Here is a 22,193-nt window from a genome sequence, read left to right as displayed (position 1 = left end):
CTGCATGATAGCGGGAATGATGGCACTGCTAGGGCTATGCAGCACACCTGTATGGTCAGCCTGCACCAAAATTACAGCGCAAAACCAGCTTAGCGCTGGCGATGGCACGGCGGGAGCATGGGCAGGTTCACTGGACAATAATAATGGCTCACTTGGCTTACCGAGTGTCATCGATCTCAGTACCAATGCCAATTTTCAACCAGATGGTACGCTATTAGCGGCTGCAACTTCTGATTTCACCACTTTCGCCTTAAATACGGGTTATGACCCTGAACGCGTACTCTTTCGTTGTGCGGCGGCAGATGTCGACCAACTATTCGAAATGTATGCCACTAACGGAGATAATGACTATGGTGGCAAAAATGAAGATGGTGCCATCGCGGGTAATGTTCCCTATGGTTTTGCCACCGTTGTCGCCAATGTCGTGATTCGACTGACAAATCTTTCAACCGGTGAATATTACTCTCGCTTGTGGAAAGGACGCCGTTTAACGGGACTTGATACGGACAGTACTGGCCGTATCTTAGTCAAAGCGAAGAATTTCAGTAATCTTTATACTGAGCTTTTTCGCATAAACTATACCCGCGCAGGGGCTTATAATGTGGCTTCATATGCCTATGCCTATACCCAGCCAAATGCCTATATTGCTTTTAAAGGCCCAGGGATAAGTGGCCCAGTTGAAGGCACCGACTCAGTATCAAATTGGCCTGGTTGGTATGGGACTTGGCCTGCTTCCATCGGGCTATACAATTATATGACTTTTCGCCGCACAACAATATGTGCGGTCACTAACTTTACGCCGACAGTTATTTTACCCAGGATTTCTGTCGCCGAGTTAAACAATGGTAATACCAGCTCTGCGGATTTTAATGTGGATTTTCAGTGTCAAACAGGCATTAATTCAGGTGTCACCGCGGGTACAGTGGCAATGGGTTTTTTGGTGCCCGCGGCCAGTGTTGCAAAAGCACAAACGTTAGGATTAATGAATGGCAGTGGTGGTATCAGCCATTTAGTTTCTGAAAATTACGGTGCTGCGGGAATGGCAAGCGGAGTTGGCATCCGTATTTACCGTAATAATAGTCCGATGTATCTGTTATCAAAGAATGTGACTCAAACAGGTAATAATGGTGGCTGGTATGGCATTTTCCAAGGTGCACAACAGATAACTGGCACGGTGTCGGGGGGGAATAGCTACACGGAGAACTTTCGGGCTGAGTTAAGCAAGATCAGCGGGCAAACGGTGACAGCGGGAGCGGTGAATGCACATGCGCAAGTGGTTATTCGAGTCCAATAACGTGCTTATCCAACGCGTTAATCGTGGAATCAACTGTTCGCTCCTTTTGCTGATGATGGCCAGCAGTGTGCCAGCGATGGCCAGCGTGATAGCCGAAAGAACACGGGTCATCTTTAGCGGAGGCAGCACCGAAGAATCGCTGCAACTGGTCAACAGCAACAGCTACCCAGTCGCAGTGCAGGTCTGGGTAGATGATGGTGATTTGCTGGCCACACCGGAGAAAGCGATTTCCCCAGTATTAGTGCTGCCACCGTTATTTCGGTTACAACCGCAAGCACAGCGCAGTTTGCGGTTAATTCTATCAGGGGCCAGTAAATTACCTGTCGATAGAGAGTCTGCATTTTGGCTTAACGTTTACGAAATTCCGCCGAAGACCACCACTAAAGTTGAGGATGAATCTTTCGTTACCCTCGCCTTACGTATGCAGTACAAAATCTTTTATCGACCAAAGGATATACCCGCACCGGAAGATACCTTAGGCAAAGCATTAACTTTTTCTTTAGTGCGCAACGGTGACACTGCACTGATTAAAGTGAATAACCCCACACCTTATTATGCGTCTCTGGCCTCAATAAAATTAGGTTCGTCGGAAGCATTGCCTGATATGGTCGCCCCTTTTTCTACACTCGACTTCCCACTCAATCACTTACCCACGAGCAGCAGTACGGCTTTAGATTTTGTCTTAATCGATGATTCAGGCAACAGTAAGCCCCTGAGTAGTCATTTAAAATAACAGTACGCAGTTCTGGTTTGTTTTTGTCGGATAGATAAAAAAACGCCGCCATTAATCAATGGCGGCGTTTTACGTTGACTCAATTATTGTCGTGAAGCTAGACAGCTAACTTACGAACAAGAATATTTTAGCCCGCAACTGCAATACGTTTCATATCCGTCATATACCCACGCAGTTTATGACCGACAGATTCGATTGGATGTTGGCGAATAGCCTCGTTAACATCACGCAATTGGGCATTATCGACCGCAGAACCGGCGATGCTTTTACCCAAATCGCCCGCTTGCAGGGAATCCATAAATTTACCTTTCAGTAACGGCACGGCTGCGTTGGCGAACAGGTAATTACCGTATTCGGCGGTATCTGAAATAACCACATTCATTTCATACAGACGCTTACGTGCAATGGTATTCGCAATCAGCGGTAATTCATGCAGGGATTCGTAATAAGCAGATTCTTCGATAATGCCAGAATCAACCATGGTTTCGAATGCCAATTCAACACCGGCTTTTACCATCGCAATCATCAACACGCCGTGGTCGAAATATTCTTGCTCAGAAATTTTGCCTTCAAACTGTGGCGCATTCTCAAAGGCAGTTCTGCCTGTCTCTTCACGCCAGCCCAGTAATTTTGCATCATCGTTCGCCCAGTCAGCCATCATGCCGCTGGAGAATTCACCTGAGATGATGTCATCCATGTGCTTTTGGAACAGAGGCGCCATGATCTCTTTCAACTGCTCAGACAACGCATAAGCACGCAGTTTTGCTGGATTGGATAAGCGATCCATCATCAGTGTGATACCGCCTTGCTTCAAGGCTTCGGTGATAGTTTCCCAGCCGAATTGAATCAGTTTTTCAGCGTATGCCGCGTCAGTACCTTCAGAAACCAATTTGTCGAAGCACAGCAGTGAACCGGCTTGCAGCATACCGCACAGGATAGTTTGCTCACCCATCAAGTCAGATTTCACTTCAGCAACAAATGAAGATTCCAGTACACCGGCACGGTGACCACCCGTTGCCGCAGCCCAAGCTTTAGCAATGGCCATGCCTTCGCCTTTAGGGTCGTTTTCTGGGTGAACCGCGATCAATGTCGGAACACCAAAACCACGTTTGTATTCTTCGCGCACTTCGGTGCCTGGGCATTTTGGCGCAACCATCACGACGGTGATGTCTTTACGCACTTGCTCGCCCACTTCAACGATGTTGAAACCATGGGAGTAACCCAGTGCTGCGCCATCTTTCATCAGTGGTTGAACAGCTTGAACAACCGCTGAATGCTGTTTGTCTGGCGTCAAGTTAACCACCAAATCTGCCTGTGGGATCAGCTCTTCGTAGGTACCTACTTTGAAGCCGTTTTCCGTCGCTTTACGCCATGAAGCACGCTTCTCAGCAATGGCTTCTTTGCGCAGGGTGTAAGCCACGTCCAGACCGGAGTCACGCATGTTCAAGCCTTGGTTCAGGCCTTGTGCGCCACAGCCCACGATCACCACTTTTTTACCTTTAAGGTAGCTTGCTTCATCGGCGAATTCGTCACGTGCCATAAAGCGACACTTACCTAATTGCGCCAACTGCTGACGCAGGTTCAAGGTGTTGAAATAGTTAGCCATGGTATTACTCCGTTCAATTCTGTTTTATGGGTGTAGGGGATAACCTTGCATTCACTATATGACAGGAAACACATTGCTGAAATTGATATATTAACAATGTCATATTGCAGATTCTGCAATACAGCTTAATCCTGATGCAATACAATGGTGCTTCTCAACCAAGAGGCTGCCTGTGATGGATTTACGTGACCTAAAATTGTTCCTGCATTTAGCTGAAAGCCGCCACTTTGGCCGCACAGCTAAAGCCATGCACGTCAGTCCCTCTACCCTTTCGCGCCAGATCCAGCGCTTGGAAGAGACCATCGGCCAGCCGCTTTTTTTGCGCGACAATCGCACCGTGCAACTGACCGATGCAGGTGCCCAATTAAAGGCTTTTGCACAACAGACATTGCTCCAGTACCAGCAATTGCGCCATGCTTTGGGCCAACATGGGCCATCATTGAGTGGCGAGCTACGGCTTTTTTGCTCGGTCACTGCAGCTTACAGCCACTTACCGCCCATTCTCGATCGCTTTCGGGCTCGCCACCCACTGGTTGAAATCAAGCTCACAACTGGCGATGCTGCCGATGCTGTCGATAAGGTGCAATCTAATGAGGCTGATCTTGGGATTGCAGGCCGCCCTGAAGTTCTCCCCAGCAGTGTGGCCTTTACCCAGATTGGCGAAATTCCGTTAGTGCTGATTGCACCTGCCCTGCCTTGCGCGGTGCGATCTCAGGTATCCATCGATCAGCCTGATTGGGCTAACATCCCGTTTATATTGCCGGAGCATGGTCCCTCACGAAAACGTATCGATTTATGGTTTCGTCGCCAGCGCATCACTAGCCCATTAATTTATGCAACCGTCTCTGGTCATGAGGCGATTGTGTCGATGGTCGCATTGGGCTGCGGCGTGGCATTAATCCCATCAGTCGTGGTGGATAATAGCCCCGAACCAGTGCGTAATCGTATTTCGCTGCTGGATGATGTCTCACTGGTGGAGCCATTTGAGTTGGGTGTTTGCGTAACGAAAAAACGGCTCAATGAGCCGTTGATAGAAGCGTTTTGGGGGCTGCTGTAATTGAACTCAGCCGCGGTAGAACTGAAGATTGCTTATACCGGTGCCACCAGTGTATTCGGCTTCATAGCGGACATAAAATGAGTCTCTACCGATGTAGGCACGCCCTCATTGAGGTCAAAGCTATTCATCGCACTCATCAAATGGTCTAACGTCTCATACTGGTGCTCTAGATGACGATGTTCCCCATCGTGCCCACTAGTGCCACTAAAGTCTTTAGTCTTATGTCCATCAGCTTTATATTCGCCTCCAGAACAGAAAGTCAGAACACCATCTGAATTAAATTCTTGCGTTAATTGCGTTTGGGAGAGAAGTTTTCCATCCGAACCGAATTTGAACTCATAATTATCAACGACTTTGACGATTAATTTTCCATCATAGCCAAACTCTTGAATCTCTTCAGCTAGGTAAGTTCTGTTACTAGCAGAATTGATTTTTTCACTTATCGTCACACTCTTAATTCGTATTCCATTTTCGTCATATATGTCTTTATTTCTTTCAGTAAAATTCCCATCAACATCAGATGTTTCTTTTTTTGTAAACTTTCCGGTTGTTTGGTCATTATATTTTTGCGTTGCTGTCGTATGTTCAGTCACTTTATTTTCAGAACTAGAGATTGACTCTTTTGTAGAGTCGCTAACTAACTCCCCAGCAGGGTCACTCTTATCTTCAATGCTAGATATTAAGTTACCACTAGAGTCATATTCTTTACGTATTTCAATTGAACTCGTCATCTGACCTTTAGAGTCATTAGTCCGGTGGAACTCATATGACGACTGTAACTTACGACTAGAATAATCATAGGTGTGAGTTATCTCAACCACATCTATTTCAACGCCATTAGCATCGTAAGTATATATATTCTCCTGATAAGTCAGCCCATCACGAGTGAGTTGGGTCTTTTCCTCTTTTGACTTTAACTCACCGAAAGAATCAAATTCTTGATGTATCGTTACTTTCTTATTATCAATAGTTGTATCGCTGAAAATTAAATTACCTGAAGCGTCAAATTCGCTGTCAATTACCTTAGATTCTTTTTCATTATATAAATCTTGTTCGGAAGAATAAAACATCTCATTAACACTATATGACAGCCCATCTTTATTAAATGATTTTGATAGTTCTACAATCTCAACTAACTCATCACTATTATTATATCTTCTGTCTTTATAACTAACATCCCCATCTCTTCCGCCCTTATTAGAATATTCTCTTTTGCAAATGGAAATCAATTCTTCCTTGCCATTATGGTGACTAATCTCGCTATAAGTTACTTCATCACCATCCCACCCCTTGCTTTCTTCCCTAATTACTCCATCTAAGATCCCATCCTTATATAAAGACAAATGACTGTATGTAAGACTCCCATCTGGATGAAAATAAAAATACTGCTTAGTTTCATTCAAAATACTACCACTAGAATCAAGTGTTTTTTCAGTTTTAAGGACTACATTTCCATCACTATATTGACACTCTGATCTTCTCGTTATAGCAGACTCACCACTCCCCGATCTAACGAGCTCTTTGCATTCAATTAACTCGCCAGACGCACTATAAATCTCATCATGACGATTAATTATCGAGCCTTTATCATTACGGGTAAATTGTGTAATAACTTTTGAGGTTGTTTTATCGTTCTTGTTATAAGCCAGTTTTTCACGCCAAATCAATTTTCCGTGAATATCAAATTTATCTCGTAACACATTCCCACGTTTATCTTTGTATTCTTTAATCGGCTGGTTTTCCAAATTAATACCGTCGCGTCTAACAGTATGATGGTCGTAAGAATTTTTATCGTTCATAGAGATACCTATATTGTTTATGAGATTAAAATAATTTATTTTTATGATTCTATTTATCTAAGGTCACAATAAGTAAAAGTGATAATTATTTGTATCAGGCAAAAAATTGTCGTGTACACTTAGACGCTAACGATTTTATCTCTAGCCAACTGACAACATGATAATTAATAAGAAAGTAAACGAAATTACATGTCGAACAAGAAAAACTAATGACAGTTAACCTGAGAATATTCAATTTATATTCTATCTGTCATTAATATGATCTAAATGATTCACAAATTTATATGACTTGAATGAGACGCATAAAAAAACGGCTCAATGAGCCGCTAGAAAAAATGACTTAAGCCCTCTATCGATCATTAGATATGAGGGCCCGTTGCAATATAACTGCTAACCCGCTAAGAAAAACTTAAATGCGGGGTTATTTGTTTCGTCATGGCAGTCATAGCCTAACGCGGCAAGATGTTGCTCAAATTGCGGTTCAGATGAAGACAACTCAAACCCTGCCAATACACGGCCAAAATCAGTGCCATGGCTACGATAATGGAAGAGCGAGATATTCCAATGCGTGCCCAAGGTATGCAGGAATTTCAGCAATGCGCCCGGTGACTCGGGGAATTCAAAACTGTACAGACGCTCACGCAATGGTTTTGACGGACGGCCCCCCACCATATAACGCACATGGAGTTTCGCCATTTCGTCATCAGACAAATCCACTACCTGATAACCTTTCTCCTGCAACTCGGCGAGGATCTCTGCCCGCTCCGCATAACCGCGCGTCAAACGCACCCCAACAAAAATACAGGCATTATCCGCGTCAGCATAACGGTAGTTAAACTCCGTCACTGAACGACCACCTAGCAATTCGCAGAAACGTAGGAAGCTGCCTTTTTGCTCAGGAATAGTGACAGCCAGCAGTGCTTCGCGCTGTTCGCCCAGTTCACAACGCTCAGACACATAACGTAAACCGTGGAAGTTAACGTTAGCGCCCGAAAGCACATGGGCTAAGCGCTCGCCTTTAATATTGTGCTGCTGCACATATTTTTTCAGGCCCGCCAGTGCCAAGGCACCTGAGGGTTCAGCGATAGCACGCACATCTTCAAATAAATCTTTGACCGCTGCACAGATAGCATCACTGTCGACCGTGATCACTTCGTCCAGATATTCCTGACACAGACGGAAAGGTTCATCACCGATACGCTTCACCGCCACACCTTCAGCAAACAGCCCAACACGGGCCAGATCGACCGGTTTACCTGCATCTAACGCTGCGCGTAAACAGGCCGAATCTTCCGCTTCGACTCCGATGACTTTAATCTGCGGCATCAACTGTTTGATCAGCACGGCGACCCCTGCCACCAGCCCACCGCCGCCGACCGGAACAAACACCCGATCGAGATGTGCATCTTGCTGGAGCAACTCCATGGCCAGTGTTCCCTGTCCTGCAATCACGGCTGGATGATCAAAAGGGGGAATAAAGGTATAACCCTGCTGTTGGGATAGTGCGATAGCTTTGCCTTTGGCTTCATCAAAATTGGCACCGAACAACAGCACTTCACCACCAAAATTACGCACCGCATCCACTTTGATGTCGGCAGTCGCCACTGGCATCACAATCAACGCTTTGATGCCTAGCTTGCTGGCTGAGAGCGCCACCCCTTGTGCATGGTTACCCGCAGAAGCGGTAATCACGCCACACGTTTTCTGCTCTTCAGTCAGGCTCGCCAGCATCGCGTAAGCTCCGCGTAGCTTAAAGCTGTGCACCGGCTGCCTATCTTCCCGCTTCACCAAAATGGTATTACCCAAGCGAGACGAGATTTTTTCCATCGCTTGCAGTGGGGTGACTTGCGCCACCTCATACACCGGCGCACGAAGTATCGCACGCAGATATTCTGCCCCACAGGGGGCAGCGGATAAGGGTTGTGATACCGCCATGGGGATTAGCCTCCCAGCTTACTTTTGTCGCGCACAGCACCTTTGTCCGCGCTGGTCGCCAATAAGGCATAAGCGCGCAGTGCATAAGAAACCTGACGTTCGCGGGCTTTCGGTGACCATGCAGCAGCGCCACGGGCCTCTTCAGTTTCACGACGAGCAGCCAGCTCAGACTCACTCACATCCAATACGATGCCACGGCTAGGAATATCAATGTTGATAAAGTCACCATCCTGCACCAAACCAATCAAGCCGCCACTGGCTGCTTCTGGTGACACGTGACCGATAGACAACCCTGATGTGCCACCAGAGAAGCGGCCATCTGTCAGTAATGCGCAGCTTTTGCCTAATCCCATGGATTTCAGATAAGTGGTTGGATAGAGCATTTCCTGCATCCCTGGCCCACCTTTTGGCCCTTCGTAGCGGATAACGACCACATCACCGGCCACCACTTTTCCACCAAGAATCGCCTCTACCGCCGCATCTTGGCTCTCGTACACTTTAGCGGGGCCGCGGAAGATCAAACTCTCTTTATCGACGCCAGCGGTTTTAACGATACTGCCGTTTTCGGCGATATTGCCGTACAACACGGCTAAGCCACCATCTTGGCTATAGGCATGTTCGCGGGTACGAATACAGCCGTCTTCACGATCAGTGTCTAGTGATGGGAAACGGCAATCTTGCGAGAACGCTTTCGTGGTGCGGATACCCGCAGGACCTGCGGCGTACATCTGCTTCACGCCTTCGTCTTTGGTCAGCATCACATCATAGGTGTCCAACGTTTGGGTCAACGTCAGCCCTAAAACGTTTTTCACTTCTCGATTCAGCAGGTTAGCACGATCAAGCTCGCCTAAAATCCCCATCACCCCACCCGCACGGTGTACGTCTTCCATATGGTATTTCTGCGTACTCGGCGCGACTTTACACAAATGCGGGACTTGACGGGATAAGCGGTCAATATCGCTAATGTCGAAATCAACGTCACCTTCCTGCGCCGCAGCCAGTAAGTGCAACACGGTATTGGTTGAGCCGCCCATCGCGATATCCAGCGTCATGGCGTTCTCGAATGCCGCTTTATTGGCGATGCTGCGCGGCAAGGCACTGACATCATCCTGCTCGTAATAACGTTTGGTCAGCGCAACAATATGCTGACCGGCATCTAGAAACAGTTGCTTACGGTCAGCATGGGTTGCCAGTAGTGAACCGTTACCCGGTAAGGCTAAGCCCAGCGCTTCATTCAGGCAGTTCATGGAGTTCGCGGTAAACATCCCTGAGCAGGAGCCGCAGGTTGGGCAGGCTGAGCGCTCGATTTGCTCGCTGTCGGCATCACTGACATTAGGGTTCGCCCCCTGAATCATGGCATCCACCAGATCCAACTTAATGATTTTGTCTGACAGCTTGGTTTTGCCGGCTTCCATTGGGCCGCCGGACACAAAGATCACGGGGATATTCAGTCGCAGAGATGCCATCAGCATCCCTGGGGTGATTTTGTCGCAGTTAGAGATACACACCATGGCATCCGCACAGTGGGCGTTCACCATGTACTCAACGGAATCGGCGATCAATTCGCGCGAAGGCAGGGAGTAGAGCATGCCGCCGTGACCCATTGCGATCCCATCATCCACCGCTATGGTGTTGAACTCTTTCGCCACGCCACCAGAAGCTTCAATTTGCTCTGCAACCAGTTTGCCTAAGTCGCGCAAATGAACGTGGCCCGGTACAAACTGGGTAAATGAGTTAACCACTGCAATAATCGGTTTGCCGAAGTCATCATCGGTCATACCGGTAGCGCGCCACAGTGCGCGGGCGCCAGCCATATTGCGGCCATGGGTGGTGGTATGGGAACGGTACTTTGGCATTGTCTCTTTACTCCGCTTTTTTTATTTTGCACATCAATTCGGTGTTGCAAATAATGGGTTGTGTTTCAACTAATTGATTGTGATGCAAATAGCCTGTCATGTTGCTAATAACCTGTGTCGCAAGTGGCGAACGAACCACCTGCGATGTCTGCTAGCAATTACTTCGCTGATGAGTCGGGGTAGACTTGATCCAACCAACCCCATTTGTCTTCAGTCTCACCAGTGAACAAGCCAAAGAACGCCTGTTGAATCTTGCCGGTAATAGGGCCGCGTTTACCAATACCCACCTGAATACCATCTACGCTGCGCACGGGTGTAATTTCAGCCGCAGTACCGGACATGAAGACTTCATCCGCCAAGTAGAGAGATTCACGTGATAACACTTGCTCACGCACTTCCAGCCCCATATCTTTCGCCAGTTTGATGATGGCGTCGCGGGTAATCCCCGGCAATGCAGAAGAGGTAAACGGCGGCGTAAACAAGATGCCATCTTTAACTTCAAACAGGTTCTCGCCGGCACCTTCAGATAGGAAACCGTGGATATCTAGCGCAATCCCTTCCTGATAGCCATGACGACGTGCTTCACTGCCCACCAGCAAGGAAGAAAGGTAGTTACCACCAGCTTTCGCGGCGGTTGGGATCGTGTTAGGTGCGACACGGTTCCATGAGGAGACCATAGCGTCAATGCCTTGCTCTAGCGCTTCTGGCCCCAGATAAGCTCCCCACGGGAATGCCGCGATAATGACATCGGTCTTATAGCCGTCTGGCGGATTGACGCCCATGCCTACATCACCGATAAACACTAATGGGCGGATATAGGCGCTGGTCAGATTATTTTTACGCAGTGTCTCGCGGCAAGCTTCCATCAGCTCATCAACCGTCTGAGAGACCGGCATGCGGTAAATTTTGGCTGAATCATGCAAGCGTTGCATGTGTTCGCGGTGACGGAAAACAACCGGCCCTTTATGGGAATCGTAGCAACGAACACCTTCGAAGACTGACGTGCCATAGTGTAACGCGTGAGACATCACGTGAACTTTCGCCTCTGCCCACGGAACCATCTCACCGTTAAACCAAATGTAATCAGCTTTCTTCGTCATTCTTTTCTTTCCTTGTCGCGCATTAGGCGCGTATCTGTAATGAATTAGGTTGTAGGATTTCGACGCAGGCGACATCCATAAGCTTACTCAGCTGAGAAGACAGTAAATCGACAGGCCGTTGGCTGGCAACGGTCAATTCAATATTAATATTCTCATCATTAATCGTTGGCGACATATTCATAGCACAAACTTGGAACCCGCGGTGCCGCACAACCCGCAATACGCGCTCTAACATTTCAGGGCGGAAGCGGGCTTGGATAGAGAGTTGATGTTGTATCATGAGATTTTCTCCAGCATGGTTTCATTACCTGCGCCTGGCGGCACTAACGGCCAAACGTTTTCGAGTTCGTCGATGGAAACCTGGAGCAGATAAGGGCCTTCGCTGTTAAACAGCGCATCCAGGGCGGCGTCGACTTGGTCTTTTCGGGTGATACGTTGGCCGGGGATGTTAAAAGCACTGGCCAGAGTGATGAAATCGGGGTTATCAGAAAGATTGGTTTCGCTATAACGTCCATCAAAAAACAGCTGCTGCCACTGTCGAACCATCCCTAATCGCTGGTTATCTAACAACACGATTTTCAGCGGCAATTGTTTTCGTTTTATCGTGCCCAATTCCTGAACATTCATCATAAACGAGCCATCGCCGGAGACACAGATAACCATATCATCGGGACGGGCCATTTGTGCGCCCACCGCTGCAGGTACACCAAAGCCCATCGTACCCAAGCCACTGGAGGTGATGAAATTCTCAGGGCGGGTAAAGCTCATATGTTGCGCTGTCCACATCTGGTGCTGACCGACATCCGTTGTCACCACGGTTTGCGGGGCTTTGCGCTCAGAAATTTGCTTCAGTAACAACGGGGCATAAATCGCTTGCCCAGGGTGATCGTAACGCCAGCTATGCTGCTTTTTTAACGCTATAACTTCATCGCGCCACGGTTGAATATTCAGTGGTTGTTGTAGCGCGGGCAGTAACACTTTCAAATCGCCCTGTAATGCCACGTGTGCCTGACGCAGTTTGCCTAATTCAGTTGGGTCAATATCCATATGAATAACTTTTGCTTTTGAGGCGAAGGTATTCAGTTTGCCGGTTACGCGGTCATCAAAACGCGCGCCAACCGCAATCAACAAATCACAATCTTGTACGGCAAAGTTCGCCGCTTTGGTGCCGTGCATCCCCAACATCCCAAGATAGCAAGGGTGCTCAGCATCAGGTGCGCCCAAACCTTTCAGGGTGGCAACCGTAGGGATATCCGTCGTCTCAATAAAATCGCGCAATGCAGGTACGGCCTGTGCCATGCCCACACCACCACCGACGTACAGCATGGGTTTTTTAGCCGTCGCCAGCATATCCCATGCTTGCTGTAACTCAGCGGCAGAATCAACGAGGTATTCTTCAACCGGCATCAGATGCGGGGTCAACTCACCCACAGCTAACTGAATATCTTTAGGAATATCAATTAAAACGGGTCCCGGACGGCCGCTGGTCGCGATGGCAAATGCTTCAGCCATGATACCCGGCAGCGCCTCCAGAGATTCAACGAGGAAACTGTGTTTGGTGCAGGCCAGTGACAAGCCGAGTACGTCGATCTCCTGAAAAGCATCAGTGCCAATCAGGGCAGAACCCACCTGACCGGTGATCGCAATAACGGGAACAGAGTCCAGCAAGGCATCCGCCAAACCGGTGATCAGATTCGTGGCTCCAGGGCCTGAAGTGGCAATGCACACACCGACTTTACCGGTTGCACGTGCATAACCTATCGCGGCAATTGCAGCACCCTGCTCATGGCGGCAGAGCAAATGCTCGACACCACCATCATACAAAGCGTCGTACACAGGCATGATCGCACCACCTGGGTAGCCGAATACCTTGTCAACACCCTGCGCACGCAACGCTTGAACCACCCACTGAGCACCATTCATAGTTATTTCCCCGACCTTTTGCGGGAGGCACAGGATTTTATTCTGTTGTGCATTTTATGTTCCTCGCGTCTTTAACGTAACAATAAAAAAACCCCCGGACCTTTCGGTGCGGGGGTTCTCTTGAGATTAAGGCTTGATTTTTATGCCTTTCTTCGTCCAAGTGCAGCCCCGCACGGTGGGATAATAATCACCACCACGCTAATTAGGACTAGGTTAATCACTTGGACGATTGCTTTCATAATGAGGTTGTTCATCTGTCTTGTGTCGAACGAATACCTACAGAGTTATCACAGTTATTGGTCACCTGACAATATTTATTTAAATTATTATTCTGTGAGCACACACATAAAACGCCACAAATATTTTATTTATCAATCAGTAAAAGCCACATCAGTAGACTGGTCTTTTTTTGCGTGATTGGCCGCAATTTTAAATTCTGCACTCCCCGTTGCAACGAAACTTCTCGGGAGGTTTCGCAATCCCAAGTTTTTTCCGCACACAGAAAAAAATACTGGGACACTATCTCGGCTGCGGTATCGACAGCAAAGGAATGCATGATGTCACTAGCAACTATCCACACTCGGGCCACATTGGGGATTCAAGCACCCAATGTGACGGTAGAAGTCCATATCAGCAATGGGTTGCCCGGCCTCGTCTTGGTCGGCCTACCCGAAACAACGGTAAAAGAGGCGCGTGATAGGGTTCGGAGCGCATTGATCAATAGCGGCTTCACCTTTCCCGCCAAACGAATCACCGTCAGTCTGGCACCGGCAGATTTACCGAAAGAAGGGGGTCGTTATGATCTCCCTATCGCATTAGCGATACTGGCCGCATCAGAACAGATTCCTGCGGATAAACTAACGCACTATGAGTTCTTGGGTGAACTTGCCCTTTCAGGTGCGCTAAGGCGCGTTAGCGGCGCAATTCCGGCAGCACTCGCCAGTCGTGATGATCAGCGGCAATTAATTCTTCCGACAGCCAACAGCCATGAAGTGGGTTTGATCCCACAAAGTAACAGTTGGGTTGCTGATCATTTATTGGCTGTATGCGGTTTTTTACAAGGTGAGAACACGCTTGCTCAGGGGCAATATTTAGCATCATCCCCCTCTTGGGATAACAAGCTGGACTTGCAAGATATCATCGGCCAATCACAGGCTAAACGTGCGTTGGAAATTGCCGCAGCCGGAGGCCATAACTTATTACTGCTCGGGCCTCCGGGAACAGGTAAAACCATGCTGGCAAATCGGTTAACGGGGCTTCTGCCGCCCCTGACGGATCAAGAAGCACTGGAAGCTGCCGCTATCAATGGCTTGCGGCACACCAACGAACTGCCGGCACAATGGCGTTGCCGTGCTTTTCGAGCCCCTCATCATAGTGCCTCGATGGCCGCGCTCATCGGTGGAGGTTCTATCCCTCGCCCCGGTGAGATATCGCTGGCCCATAATGGGGTTTTGTTTCTGGATGAATTGCCGGAGTTTGAGCGCCGTGTATTAGACTCACTCCGTGAGCCTTTGGAGTCAGGTGAAATTATCATTTCCCGTGCGGCAGCCAAAGTTTGCTTCCCAGCAAAAGTACAACTGATCGCCGCAATGAACCCCAGCCCCAGTGGTCACTATCAGGGGGTGCATAACCGGACATCACCCCAGCAAGTTCTGCGCTATCTGGCAAAGCTGTCTGGTCCGTTTCTGGACCGGTTTGATTTATCGATAGAAGTCCCATTACTTCCCGCAGGGATGCTTGGCGCACAAAAGAATCAAGGGGAAACGAGCGAAACAGTTAGGATGCGGGTATTGCAGGCAAGGCAAAAGCAGCTTGATAGGGCCGGAAAGATTAATACCGAGTTGAATAGCCAAGAAGTTGCCGAATATTGTTATTTAACGCCTGAAAACGCCATTTTTCTTGAACAAGTTTTGCTGAAATTGGGATTATCGGTGCGTGCTTGGCACTCTATCTTGAAGGTGGCCCGAACGATTGCTGACCTTGCTCAGGAAGATAGCATTCAAAAGCATCATCTTTCTGAAGCACTAAGCTATCGTTGTATGGACCGGCTATTGTTGCAGTTGCATAAGAGTTTGATGTAGCGGATGACTAAAAATGAAAAAAGGGAGCAAAAGCCCCCTATTTTTCAGTCGCTATACTCATACCCAAGTCAGTGATTCGGGTAAGTGAATGCAGCTAATCATCGCTATCAGTATAATCCTCCACCGCATCCATCTGCGGCTTACCGCCTGATAGCGTGTGGAAACGTTTAGGACGACGAGTCCGGGTCACATATTTTGACCAGACTTTTTCCTCTGCACTGACGGGTTCACGCTCACCGCGACAGACAGCAACAAATAGCTGTTCTTCTTCCGTTGCAGGCTGGCGTTTACCTAAGTCGAGTTCGTTGAAGGCGTAACCATGGCGCTCTAGTAATTGCGCCTCTTTAATGGTGAAATCGCCGTGACGCGAGAACCCGCGAGGATAATGTTTATTATCAAAAAAACGATTGGTCGTGATGAAGCTTTCCGCCATCTGACACGCTCCTAACTCTTTTATGGTCGTGCTGTTTATGGCGCGGAGTATTAGATACGCTTGACATCGTGTAAAACAAAACATTTAAATCTTAACGACAAAAATAATTGGAGATGGGTGTGGATACTGAATTACTGAAAACCTTTTTGGAGGTCAGTAGAACTCGCCACTTTGGTCGCGCAGCAGAATCTTTGTACTTAACGCAGTCGGCGGTGAGTTTTCGTATTCGTCAATTGGAAAATCAATTAGGTGCAAATTTATTCACGCGCCACCGCAATAATATTCGTCTGACTCCGGCAGGTGAACGATTAGTTCCCTATGCCGAAACACTGATGAGTACTTGGCAATTGGCTAAAAAAGAGGTTGCTCACTCGCCGCAACATACCGAGTTATCCATCGGTGCTACCGCTTCACTCTGGGAGGCTTATCTTACCCCATGGTTGCAACAGCTATACAACCAGCGAGGCTCATTGCACCTTGAAGCGCGTATTGCCCTACGGCAATCGTTGGTAAAACAGTTACATGAACGGCAACTGGATTTGTTGATGACGACCGAACCACCGAAGATGGATGAGTTAGCGAGCCAATTATTAGGGCATTTTTCATTACGGCTTTTTTCGGCAATACCCGTTGATTTACCACAAGATATTGATGCCAAAAATGAGCATGAAAATGCAAATGAGGCACCCTATATAAAACTTGAATGGGGAGCTGATTTCCATCAGCAAGAGAGTCGGATACTCGACAGTGAGCAGATACCGGTATTAACAACTACCTCAGCTCATCTTACTCGGCAACTCTTAGAAACGACTAATGGCTACGCATTCCTGCCTGAACATTGGCAAACAGAATATCCTCAGCTCATTGCGAACGCTGATATCCCCGTCATTATGCGGCCACTGTATGCCGTTTGGTTGCAAAATAGTGATCAGCAACCATTGATTCGGCAGCTATTAAAAACCCCCATAAATAACGCGACACAAAGCACTACACAGGATTAAGCGGCGGTGACTGAGGACGTGCTCGGCGGTTTAAATAAAACGCACTCATCAATTTCTGAATCGCAATAAAGCTAAATAACAAAATGCCGATAACAATTTTAGTCCACCATGAGCTGAGAGTGCCGTCAAAAGTGATGTAGCTCTGTATCAAGCCCTGAATCAGCACGCCAAACAAAGTCCCAAAGACAGTACCGACGCCGCCAGTGAGTAATGTTCCGCCGATAACAACAGCCGCAATCGCATCGAGTTCGACGCCACTGGCTGCCAATGCATACCCTGCAGAGGTATAGAGCGAGAATACAATGCCCGATAAGGCCGCGAGAGTACTCGATAACATATAGATTTTGATGGTGGTTTTTCTGACTGGAACCCCCATCAACGCAGCAGAAACACTGTTGCCCCCTATCGCATAGACGTTATGGCCAAAACGTGTTCGGTGAGCCAGCAGAACGCCAAATGCCACCACCATTAACATGATGAAGGCAAGTAAGGTGAATCGCCCCCCACCTGGGATCTTCCAAGCAAAATTCGCTAATGTGCCGTAAATCGGGTGGTTAATAGGAATAGACTCTTCGGATACGATAAAACTCATGCCTCGCACGAAGAACATCCCAGCTAAGGTGATGATAAACGCAGGGAGCTTTAGGGAATCAATAATCCAACCCATCAATCCACCAAACATCGCTCCCATAAATAGCACAATCACAAAGGCATACGCGGGATGAATGCCATATGTGCCGATCAATTTCGCCAGCAATACACCCGTGAACGCAATCACTGAGCCGACAGATAAATCGATACCGCCGGATAAAATAACGAAAGTCATCCCTACCGCGACAATCCCCAGAAAGGCATTATCAGTGAGTAAATCGCACCAGACACGGGTGGATGAAAAACTGGGGAACTGGCTAAGACAAAATGCATATCCCAGAATAAAAACGGCGATAGTAATCAGCAAAGGAATATTGCGCTTTAACATTATTTTCGCCTCCGGAAGATATGACTAAATGAGATCATCGGTGACTGCACCACCAAGACGGCTAATACCACGATAGCTTTAAGGACGAGGTTAAATTCGGGTTGATAACCTGAGAGTAAAATCCCAGTGTTCATCCCCTGAATAATCAAAGCGCCAATCACCGAGAGCAGAAGGTTAAAACGTCCCCCCATTAAAGATGCACCGCCAATAACAACCGCCAGAATCGCGTCTAACTCAAGCCATAAACCTGCATTATTGGCATCCGCACCACGAATATCGGCGGTCACAATGATTCCCGCGACCGCAGCGCAGATACCACAAATCACATACACCGCAATAAGCACTAACCGAGTACTGACTCCCGCATTGCGCGCTGAGCGAAGGTTAATGCCGACTGACTCAATAAATAGCCCCAGTGCTGTTTTGCGGGTCAATAGCCACACAATAATCAGCATGCTAAACGCGATGACCACGGACATTGGCAAATACATCAAGGTACTGCTGCCTAATTCCGCCAAGCCACCGCTATCAAATGTGACAATCTGCCCTTCTGTAATGAGCTGAGCGATGCCTCGCCCTGCCACCATGAGCATCAACGTGGCAACAATCGGTTGGATTTGAAACACCGCCACTAAGAACCCGTTCCATAACCCACATAACGCGCCAACAGCGATTGCAGCAGCTAACACGGTCGGTAATGGTTGCCCTGCGCTCGTCAATGTCGCCGCTGTCGCGCCTGCGATTGCCATTACCGCGCCAACAGATAAATCAATACCGCCTGTCGCGATAACTAATGTCATCCCCAGAGCCAGTAACGCGACTGGCGCGCCTCGGTTTAAGATATCAATAATGCTGCCGAACAGCCGTCCATCCTGAATATGAATCGAGAAAAAGTGCGGTGCAACCAAACTATCGATTAATAAAATGACCGCCAGAGCACCAAATTGAGTGGCACCTTTTGGCAAAACCCATTTAACTTTACGCGGTCGTTGCGGCATCGATAGGCTCCTATTCACCATGAGGTACTCCTTATTACACCGCAATCGCCTGCATAATCGCAGGGACGGAAATCTCACCATGTTCGAGTTGTGCAATATGTCGACGGTCACGCAGGACAATGACGCGATCGGCATAACCCGCCAATTCTTCTAATTCAGATGAGATGATTAACAGTGCCAGTCCTTCGTCACATAGCTTCTCTATCAACCGTATAATTTCAGCGTGTGCTCCCACATCAATTCCGCGTGTAGGCTCATCTAAAATTAAGAATCGTGGTTTTGTGGCAAGCCAGCGAGCTAATAATACTTTTTGCTGATTTCCACCGGAGAGATACTGGATTTGTTGCTCGGGACTTGGGGTACGAATACCAAGTTGCTGGATAAATTCCTCAGCGATTTGAGTTTGCTCACGCATCGAAAGGGGCCGTAACCACCCGCGTTGAGCCTGTAAGGCCAAAATAATATTTTCTCGAACTGTCGCCGCACCGACAATACCGTCCGTCTTGCGATCTTCGGGGCAATAACCAAATCCGAATTTTGATGCTTTGCGCGGCGTTCTGATTTTGACGGGTTTCCCCTGTATCTTCGCTTCGCCTGTGTCAGGTGTGGTGACACCAAAAATGAGCTGTGCTGTCTCAGTGCGTCCAGAGCCTAATAACCCTGCTAGCCCAACGATTTCACCGGGTGAAACAGATAAATCAAAACTCTCTACCACACCACGACGGCCATAGTTTTTAAACTCAACCAATGGGTTACCGGCGGCAATATTATGTTCGCCCCGTTTCAGTAATTGCTCATCGAAGCTATGTCCCAGCATCATCTGGACCAACTCAATACGGGGGAGTTCTGCCGTTGCTTTCGTGCCGACGAGTTTGCCGTTGCGAAATACAGTAATACGATCACTAATCCGGTAAACCTGATCAAGGAAATGGGTTACGAATACCATGCCAATGCCTTGGTCGCGTAACTGGCGCAAAATATCCAGTAACATACTGACTTCTTTAGCATCTAGACTGGCAGTTGGCTCATCCAGAATCAGGACTTTTGCTGATAGGTCAACGGCTCGAGCAATCGCGACAATTTGCTGTATCGCAATAGAGAAATTAGCTAATGGTTGCTGTACGTCCAGCGTTAAGCCATAGCCTGTCAGCAGCTTCGCCGCCTGCTCGTTCATCGTCCGATGATCAATGAATCCCCAACGCAAAGGTTCGCGACCAATAAAAAGATTGGCTGCAACCGATATGTTAGGCAGTAAATTGACCTCTTGGTATACCGTACCAATTCCCATTTTCTGAGCATCAGCGGTATCAACAGGACAAATGGCTTTGCCATCCAAATAAACTTCACCGGCGCTACGTTTATAGACCCCGGTTAATGCTTTGATTAACGTTGATTTCCCGGCCCCGTTCTCCCCTAACAACGCAACCACTTCACCGCGACGCAGAGAAAAATCGACAGAATCCAATGCCTTAACACCTGGAAATTCAACTGACAAACCACGGACTTCTAGCAGTGTTTCCATCAGATGTACCCACGTTCAAAAACGACTCAGATATTGCCTAAATACAGGTGACGAAAAGAGGCGGGGCAAGCCCGCCATTTGAATCAATAACCTAGGCTTTTCTTAGACTCATATTCCTGCTTGGCCGTATCTGGCTGCAACAGGCGGGACTCTGTTTGGATAAATTTAGGTGGTTGAGTACCATCTTTCTTCAGCGCAATTAATGCATCGAAAGCAGGACCTGCCATATTTGGTGTTAACTCAACTGTCGCGTTTGCTTCACCGCTACTCATTGCCTTGAAGATGTCAGGAACACCGTCGATAGAGACGATTTTGATTTCTGTACCGGGTTTCAGGCCGGCCTCTTTAATGGCTTGAATGGCACCAATCGCCATATCATCGTTATGTGCATACACGGCACAAATATTTTTGCCGTTTTGCTCAGCCTTAATGAAGCTCTCCATGACTTCTTTGCCTTTACTACGGGTGAAGTCACCTGATTGAGAGCGGATAATCTTCACGTTAGGAGCTGAGGCTATTCCATCAGCAAAACCCTTCTTACGGTTAATCGCCACGCTAGAACCAACCGTGCCTTGCAGTTCAACGACGTTACAAGGTTTACCTGCTACGTCTTTCAGAAGCCACTCGCCTGCGACTTTGCCTTCATAAACGCTGTCCGAAGCAACCGCTGCGGTATATAAAGAAGGGTCATTCACTTCGATCATACGGTCGAGCAAGAATACGGGGATTTTAGCTTCTTTTGCTTCCTGTAAAACTGGTGTCCAGCCTGTTGCCACCACAGGTGCGATAAAAATGGCATCAACGCCTTGAGCGATAAACGATCTCACTGCTTTTATTTGGTTTTCTTGTTTTTGTTGAGCATCCGCGATCTTTAATGTTATCCCGCGTTTTTCCGCCTCTTGCTTAGAAACCTTAGTTTCCGCCGAGCGCCAACCGGATTCTGAACCAATTTGAGAGAAGCCCACGACTAACGGAGCCGCCTGAACTGCACTACACATTGCCGCTGTTACAGCTGCTGCTAACAGTAAACGCCTGTACATATTTATCTCCTCACTTGCCATCGTCGGGCCGTTGACTCACTACTATTCCAAAGAACAGTTAAGATAATCATTCAGGTCATTAACAACCCTGAACTTCGGCCAATTTGCAGATAATGTCGGTCGAAAAACACATTATGTTTTTTAAGGTGAGCTTCCTGATAGCTGAAATGTTAATTAGTTTTAGTACATTTTGTAAAAGTAATAATGAGCAGTGTCACACCACAGAATAACAATCATTTTGTACATAAATTCAGCTAAATAGGTATGCATTGGGAACGTTACCTTTTGGATTTTTTTGAATTTTTAAAATGAAATACGGTAAATAAGGATGCCTGTTCAAGCATGAGAAACTCGTTCAAGTCATCGAGCCAATGCGGAGATAAGCCCAAAATAGAAGAGTAGAAATCATTACAGCAAGGAGGGGATGGATAAAACACACTCAGAATGTAGCCAACAGCACAAACCGATACGGCGCAGAAATAAAAACCGATATGGCACAGATTTTTTAGACATAAAAAAACCCTTCGCTTTCACGAAGGGTTATTTATTTATCTGGCAGGGGCGGAGAGACTCGAACTCCCAACACCCGGTTTTGGAGACCGGTGCTCTACCAATTGAACTACGCCCCTAAATAGGGTGGCGGAACGGACGGGGCTCGAACCCGCGACCCCCTGCGTGACAGGCAGGTATTCTAACCAACTGAACTACCGCTCCACCGATTCTGTTACGTGTATCTTCCTGATACTTACCCTTTACAGGGCCAGCGTTCCTCGCTGTGCAAAACCGCCTCTGGCGATTTTGTTAGTTACTAGATGTCACTCTGATAACTCGTGTTT

At 47.7% G+C, this 22,193-nt stretch carries 18 protein-coding genes and 2 tRNA genes; 5 read left to right on the top strand and 15 right to left on the bottom strand.

From position 1 onward, the window contains the following. The first annotated feature begins 16 nt into the window (after positions 1–16). Positions 17–1,294: a fimbrial usher protein StbD gene (stbD, locus tag BN68_RS20865; protein ID WP_019213129.1), complete on the top strand. Its 1,278-nt coding sequence runs from the start codon at positions 17–19 to the stop codon at positions 1,292–1,294. Continuing rightward, on the top strand, positions 1,260–2,027 hold the full coding sequence (locus BN68_RS20860) for a fimbrial biogenesis chaperone (protein ID WP_042807062.1): 768 nt from the start codon (positions 1,260–1,262) through the stop codon (positions 2,025–2,027). Before stbD ends, BN68_RS20860 begins: the two co-directional genes overlap by 35 nt. 127 nt (positions 2,028–2,154) lie before the next feature. Here BN68_RS20860 and ilvC read toward each other — a convergent pair whose 3' ends face one another. Beyond that, positions 2,155–3,633, bottom strand: coding sequence for a ketol-acid reductoisomerase (gene ilvC / locus BN68_RS20855; RefSeq protein ID WP_019213127.1), 1,479 nt, complete (start codon positions 3,631–3,633; stop codon positions 2,155–2,157). 175 nt (positions 3,634–3,808) lie between these two features. On the opposite strand from ilvC, the gene ilvY reads away from it, so the two are divergent. Then, complete coding sequence (gene ilvY / locus BN68_RS20850) at positions 3,809–4,690, top strand: HTH-type transcriptional activator IlvY (protein WP_042807061.1); 882 nt, start codon at positions 3,809–3,811, stop codon at positions 4,688–4,690. 32 nt (positions 4,691–4,722) lie between these two features. Here ilvY and BN68_RS20845 read toward each other — a convergent pair whose 3' ends face one another. The 7 genes from BN68_RS20845 to ilvL all read right to left on the bottom strand — a co-directional run bounded on the left by BN68_RS20845 (position 4,723) and on the right by ilvL (position 13,542). After that, positions 4,723–6,489, bottom strand: coding sequence for a hypothetical protein (locus tag BN68_RS20845; protein ID WP_019213126.1), 1,767 nt, complete (start codon positions 6,487–6,489; stop codon positions 4,723–4,725). 390 nt (positions 6,490–6,879) lie between these two features. Beyond that, positions 6,880–8,424 carry a threonine ammonia-lyase, biosynthetic gene (gene ilvA, locus BN68_RS20840; RefSeq protein WP_019213125.1) on the bottom strand — a complete coding sequence of 515 codons (1,545 nt, stop codon included), beginning with the start codon at positions 8,422–8,424 and terminating at the stop codon, positions 6,880–6,882. 5 nt (positions 8,425–8,429) lie between these two features. Then, positions 8,430–10,280: a dihydroxy-acid dehydratase gene (gene ilvD, locus BN68_RS20835; RefSeq protein ID WP_019213124.1), complete on the bottom strand. Its 1,851-nt coding sequence runs from the start codon at positions 10,278–10,280 to the stop codon at positions 8,430–8,432. Between the two features lie 158 nt (positions 10,281–10,438). Next, positions 10,439–11,380 (bottom strand): branched-chain amino acid transaminase, encoded by a 942-nt coding sequence (locus tag BN68_RS20830; RefSeq protein ID WP_019213123.1) that lies wholly within the window; start codon positions 11,378–11,380, stop codon positions 10,439–10,441. 22 nt (positions 11,381–11,402) lie between these two features. Next, positions 11,403–11,660, bottom strand: coding sequence for an acetolactate synthase 2 small subunit (gene ilvM, locus BN68_RS20825; RefSeq protein WP_019213122.1), 258 nt, complete (start codon positions 11,658–11,660; stop codon positions 11,403–11,405). After that, entirely contained in the window at positions 11,657–13,303 is a 1,647-nt protein-coding gene (gene ilvG / locus BN68_RS20820) for an acetolactate synthase 2 catalytic subunit (protein ID WP_019213121.1), read from the bottom strand. The genes ilvM and ilvG overlap by 4 nt, the downstream gene beginning before the upstream one ends. A 140-nt stretch (positions 13,304–13,443) precedes the next feature. Further along, complete coding sequence (gene ilvL, locus BN68_RS23540) at positions 13,444–13,542, bottom strand: ilv operon leader peptide (RefSeq protein WP_071822504.1); 99 nt, start codon at positions 13,540–13,542, stop codon at positions 13,444–13,446. 318 nt (positions 13,543–13,860) lie between these two features. Here ilvL and BN68_RS20810 point away from each other — a divergent pair, with 318 nt between their 5' ends. Continuing rightward, the gene (locus tag BN68_RS20810; RefSeq protein WP_019213119.1) at positions 13,861–15,384 is read left to right on the top strand and encodes a YifB family Mg chelatase-like AAA ATPase; all 1,524 of its coding nucleotides are present in this window, start codon (positions 13,861–13,863) and stop codon (positions 15,382–15,384) included. Between the two features lie 94 nt (positions 15,385–15,478). On the opposite strand, the gene BN68_RS20805 is transcribed toward BN68_RS20810, so the two are convergent. Continuing rightward, positions 15,479–15,817 (bottom strand): DUF413 domain-containing protein, encoded by a 339-nt coding sequence (locus BN68_RS20805; RefSeq protein ID WP_019213118.1) that lies wholly within the window; start codon positions 15,815–15,817, stop codon positions 15,479–15,481. Between the two features lie 119 nt (positions 15,818–15,936). Here BN68_RS20805 and hdfR point away from each other — a divergent pair, with 119 nt between their 5' ends. Further along, positions 15,937–16,818 carry an HTH-type transcriptional regulator HdfR gene (gene hdfR / locus BN68_RS20800; RefSeq protein ID WP_019213117.1) on the top strand — a complete coding sequence of 294 codons (882 nt, stop codon included), beginning with the start codon at positions 15,937–15,939 and terminating at the stop codon, positions 16,816–16,818. Here hdfR and yjfF read toward each other — a convergent pair. The 6 genes from yjfF to BN68_RS20770 form a co-directional block, all read right to left on the bottom strand. Next, a complete protein-coding gene (yjfF, locus tag BN68_RS20795) occupies positions 16,805–17,797 on the bottom strand; it encodes a galactofuranose ABC transporter, permease protein YjfF (protein WP_019213116.1) in 993 nt (330 codons plus the stop codon). The two genes, hdfR and yjfF, sit on opposite strands and share 14 nt — an antisense overlap. After that, positions 17,797–18,816, bottom strand: a complete 1,020-nt coding sequence (ytfT, locus tag BN68_RS20790) for a galactofuranose ABC transporter, ATP-binding protein YtfT (protein WP_072084854.1) — start codon at positions 18,814–18,816, stop codon at positions 17,797–17,799. The genes yjfF and ytfT overlap by 1 nt, the downstream gene beginning before the upstream one ends. A gap of 13 nt (positions 18,817–18,829) precedes the next feature. Beyond that, positions 18,830–20,317: a galactofuranose ABC transporter, ATP-binding protein YtfR gene (ytfR, locus tag BN68_RS20785; protein WP_019213114.1), complete on the bottom strand. Its 1,488-nt coding sequence runs from the start codon at positions 20,315–20,317 to the stop codon at positions 18,830–18,832. A gap of 83 nt (positions 20,318–20,400) precedes the next feature. Then, complete coding sequence (gene ytfQ, locus BN68_RS20780; protein WP_019213113.1) at positions 20,401–21,357, bottom strand: galactofuranose ABC transporter, galactofuranose-binding protein YtfQ; 957 nt, start codon at positions 21,355–21,357, stop codon at positions 20,401–20,403. A gap of 553 nt (positions 21,358–21,910) precedes the next feature. After that, positions 21,911–21,986 (bottom strand) — tRNA-Trp (locus BN68_RS20775). An 8-nt stretch (positions 21,987–21,994) separates the two neighbouring features. Next, positions 21,995–22,071, bottom strand: a tRNA-Asp gene (locus BN68_RS20770). Between the last annotated feature and the right edge of the window lie 122 nt (positions 22,072–22,193).

Source organism: Yersinia massiliensis CCUG 53443, assembly GCF_000312485.1.
Lineage (GTDB): Bacteria > Pseudomonadota > Gammaproteobacteria > Enterobacterales > Enterobacteriaceae > Yersinia > Yersinia massiliensis.
The sequence above is the reverse complement of the archived record's forward strand: the minus strand, read 5'-3'. Positions and strand labels throughout refer to the sequence as shown.

What these genes read in the sequence shown, in the direction of transcription:
- ilvL (WP_071822504.1), bottom strand. Translation starts at nt 13,542, where the DNA reads ATGAAAGCAATCGTCCAAGTGATTAACCTAGTCCTAATTAGCGTGGTG.
- ytfR (WP_019213114.1), bottom strand. Translation starts at nt 20,317, where the DNA reads ATGGAAACACTGCTAGAAGTCCGTGGTTTGTCAGTTGAATTTCCAGGT.
- BN68_RS20805 (WP_019213118.1), bottom strand. Translation starts at nt 15,817, where the DNA reads ATGGCGGAAAGCTTCATCACGACCAATCGTTTTTTTGATAATAAACAT.
- yjfF (WP_019213116.1), bottom strand. Translation starts at nt 17,797, where the DNA reads ATGTTAAAGCGCAATATTCCTTTGCTGATTACTATCGCCGTTTTTATT.
- BN68_RS20860 (WP_042807062.1), top strand. Translation starts at nt 1,260, where the DNA reads ATGCACATGCGCAAGTGGTTATTCGAGTCCAATAACGTGCTTATCCAA.
- ilvA (WP_019213125.1), bottom strand. Translation starts at nt 8,424, where the DNA reads ATGGCGGTATCACAACCCTTATCCGCTGCCCCCTGTGGGGCAGAATAT.
- BN68_RS20810 (WP_019213119.1), top strand. Translation starts at nt 13,861, where the DNA reads ATGTCACTAGCAACTATCCACACTCGGGCCACATTGGGGATTCAAGCA.
- ilvY (WP_042807061.1), top strand. Translation starts at nt 3,809, where the DNA reads ATGGATTTACGTGACCTAAAATTGTTCCTGCATTTAGCTGAAAGCCGC.
- ilvG (WP_019213121.1), bottom strand. Translation starts at nt 13,303, where the DNA reads ATGAATGGTGCTCAGTGGGTGGTTCAAGCGTTGCGTGCGCAGGGTGTT.
- BN68_RS20830 (WP_019213123.1), bottom strand. Translation starts at nt 11,380, where the DNA reads ATGACGAAGAAAGCTGATTACATTTGGTTTAACGGTGAGATGGTTCCG.
- ilvD (WP_019213124.1), bottom strand. Translation starts at nt 10,280, where the DNA reads ATGCCAAAGTACCGTTCCCATACCACCACCCATGGCCGCAATATGGCT.
- stbD (WP_019213129.1), top strand. Translation starts at nt 17, where the DNA reads ATGATGGCACTGCTAGGGCTATGCAGCACACCTGTATGGTCAGCCTGC.
- ytfT (WP_072084854.1), bottom strand. Translation starts at nt 18,816, where the DNA reads ATGGTGAATAGGAGCCTATCGATGCCGCAACGACCGCGTAAAGTTAAA.
- ilvC (WP_019213127.1), bottom strand. Translation starts at nt 3,633, where the DNA reads ATGGCTAACTATTTCAACACCTTGAACCTGCGTCAGCAGTTGGCGCAA.
- ilvM (WP_019213122.1), bottom strand. Translation starts at nt 11,660, where the DNA reads ATGATACAACATCAACTCTCTATCCAAGCCCGCTTCCGCCCTGAAATG.
- ytfQ (WP_019213113.1), bottom strand. Translation starts at nt 21,357, where the DNA reads ATGTACAGGCGTTTACTGTTAGCAGCAGCTGTAACAGCGGCAATGTGT.
- BN68_RS20845 (WP_019213126.1), bottom strand. Translation starts at nt 6,489, where the DNA reads ATGAACGATAAAAATTCTTACGACCATCATACTGTTAGACGCGACGGT.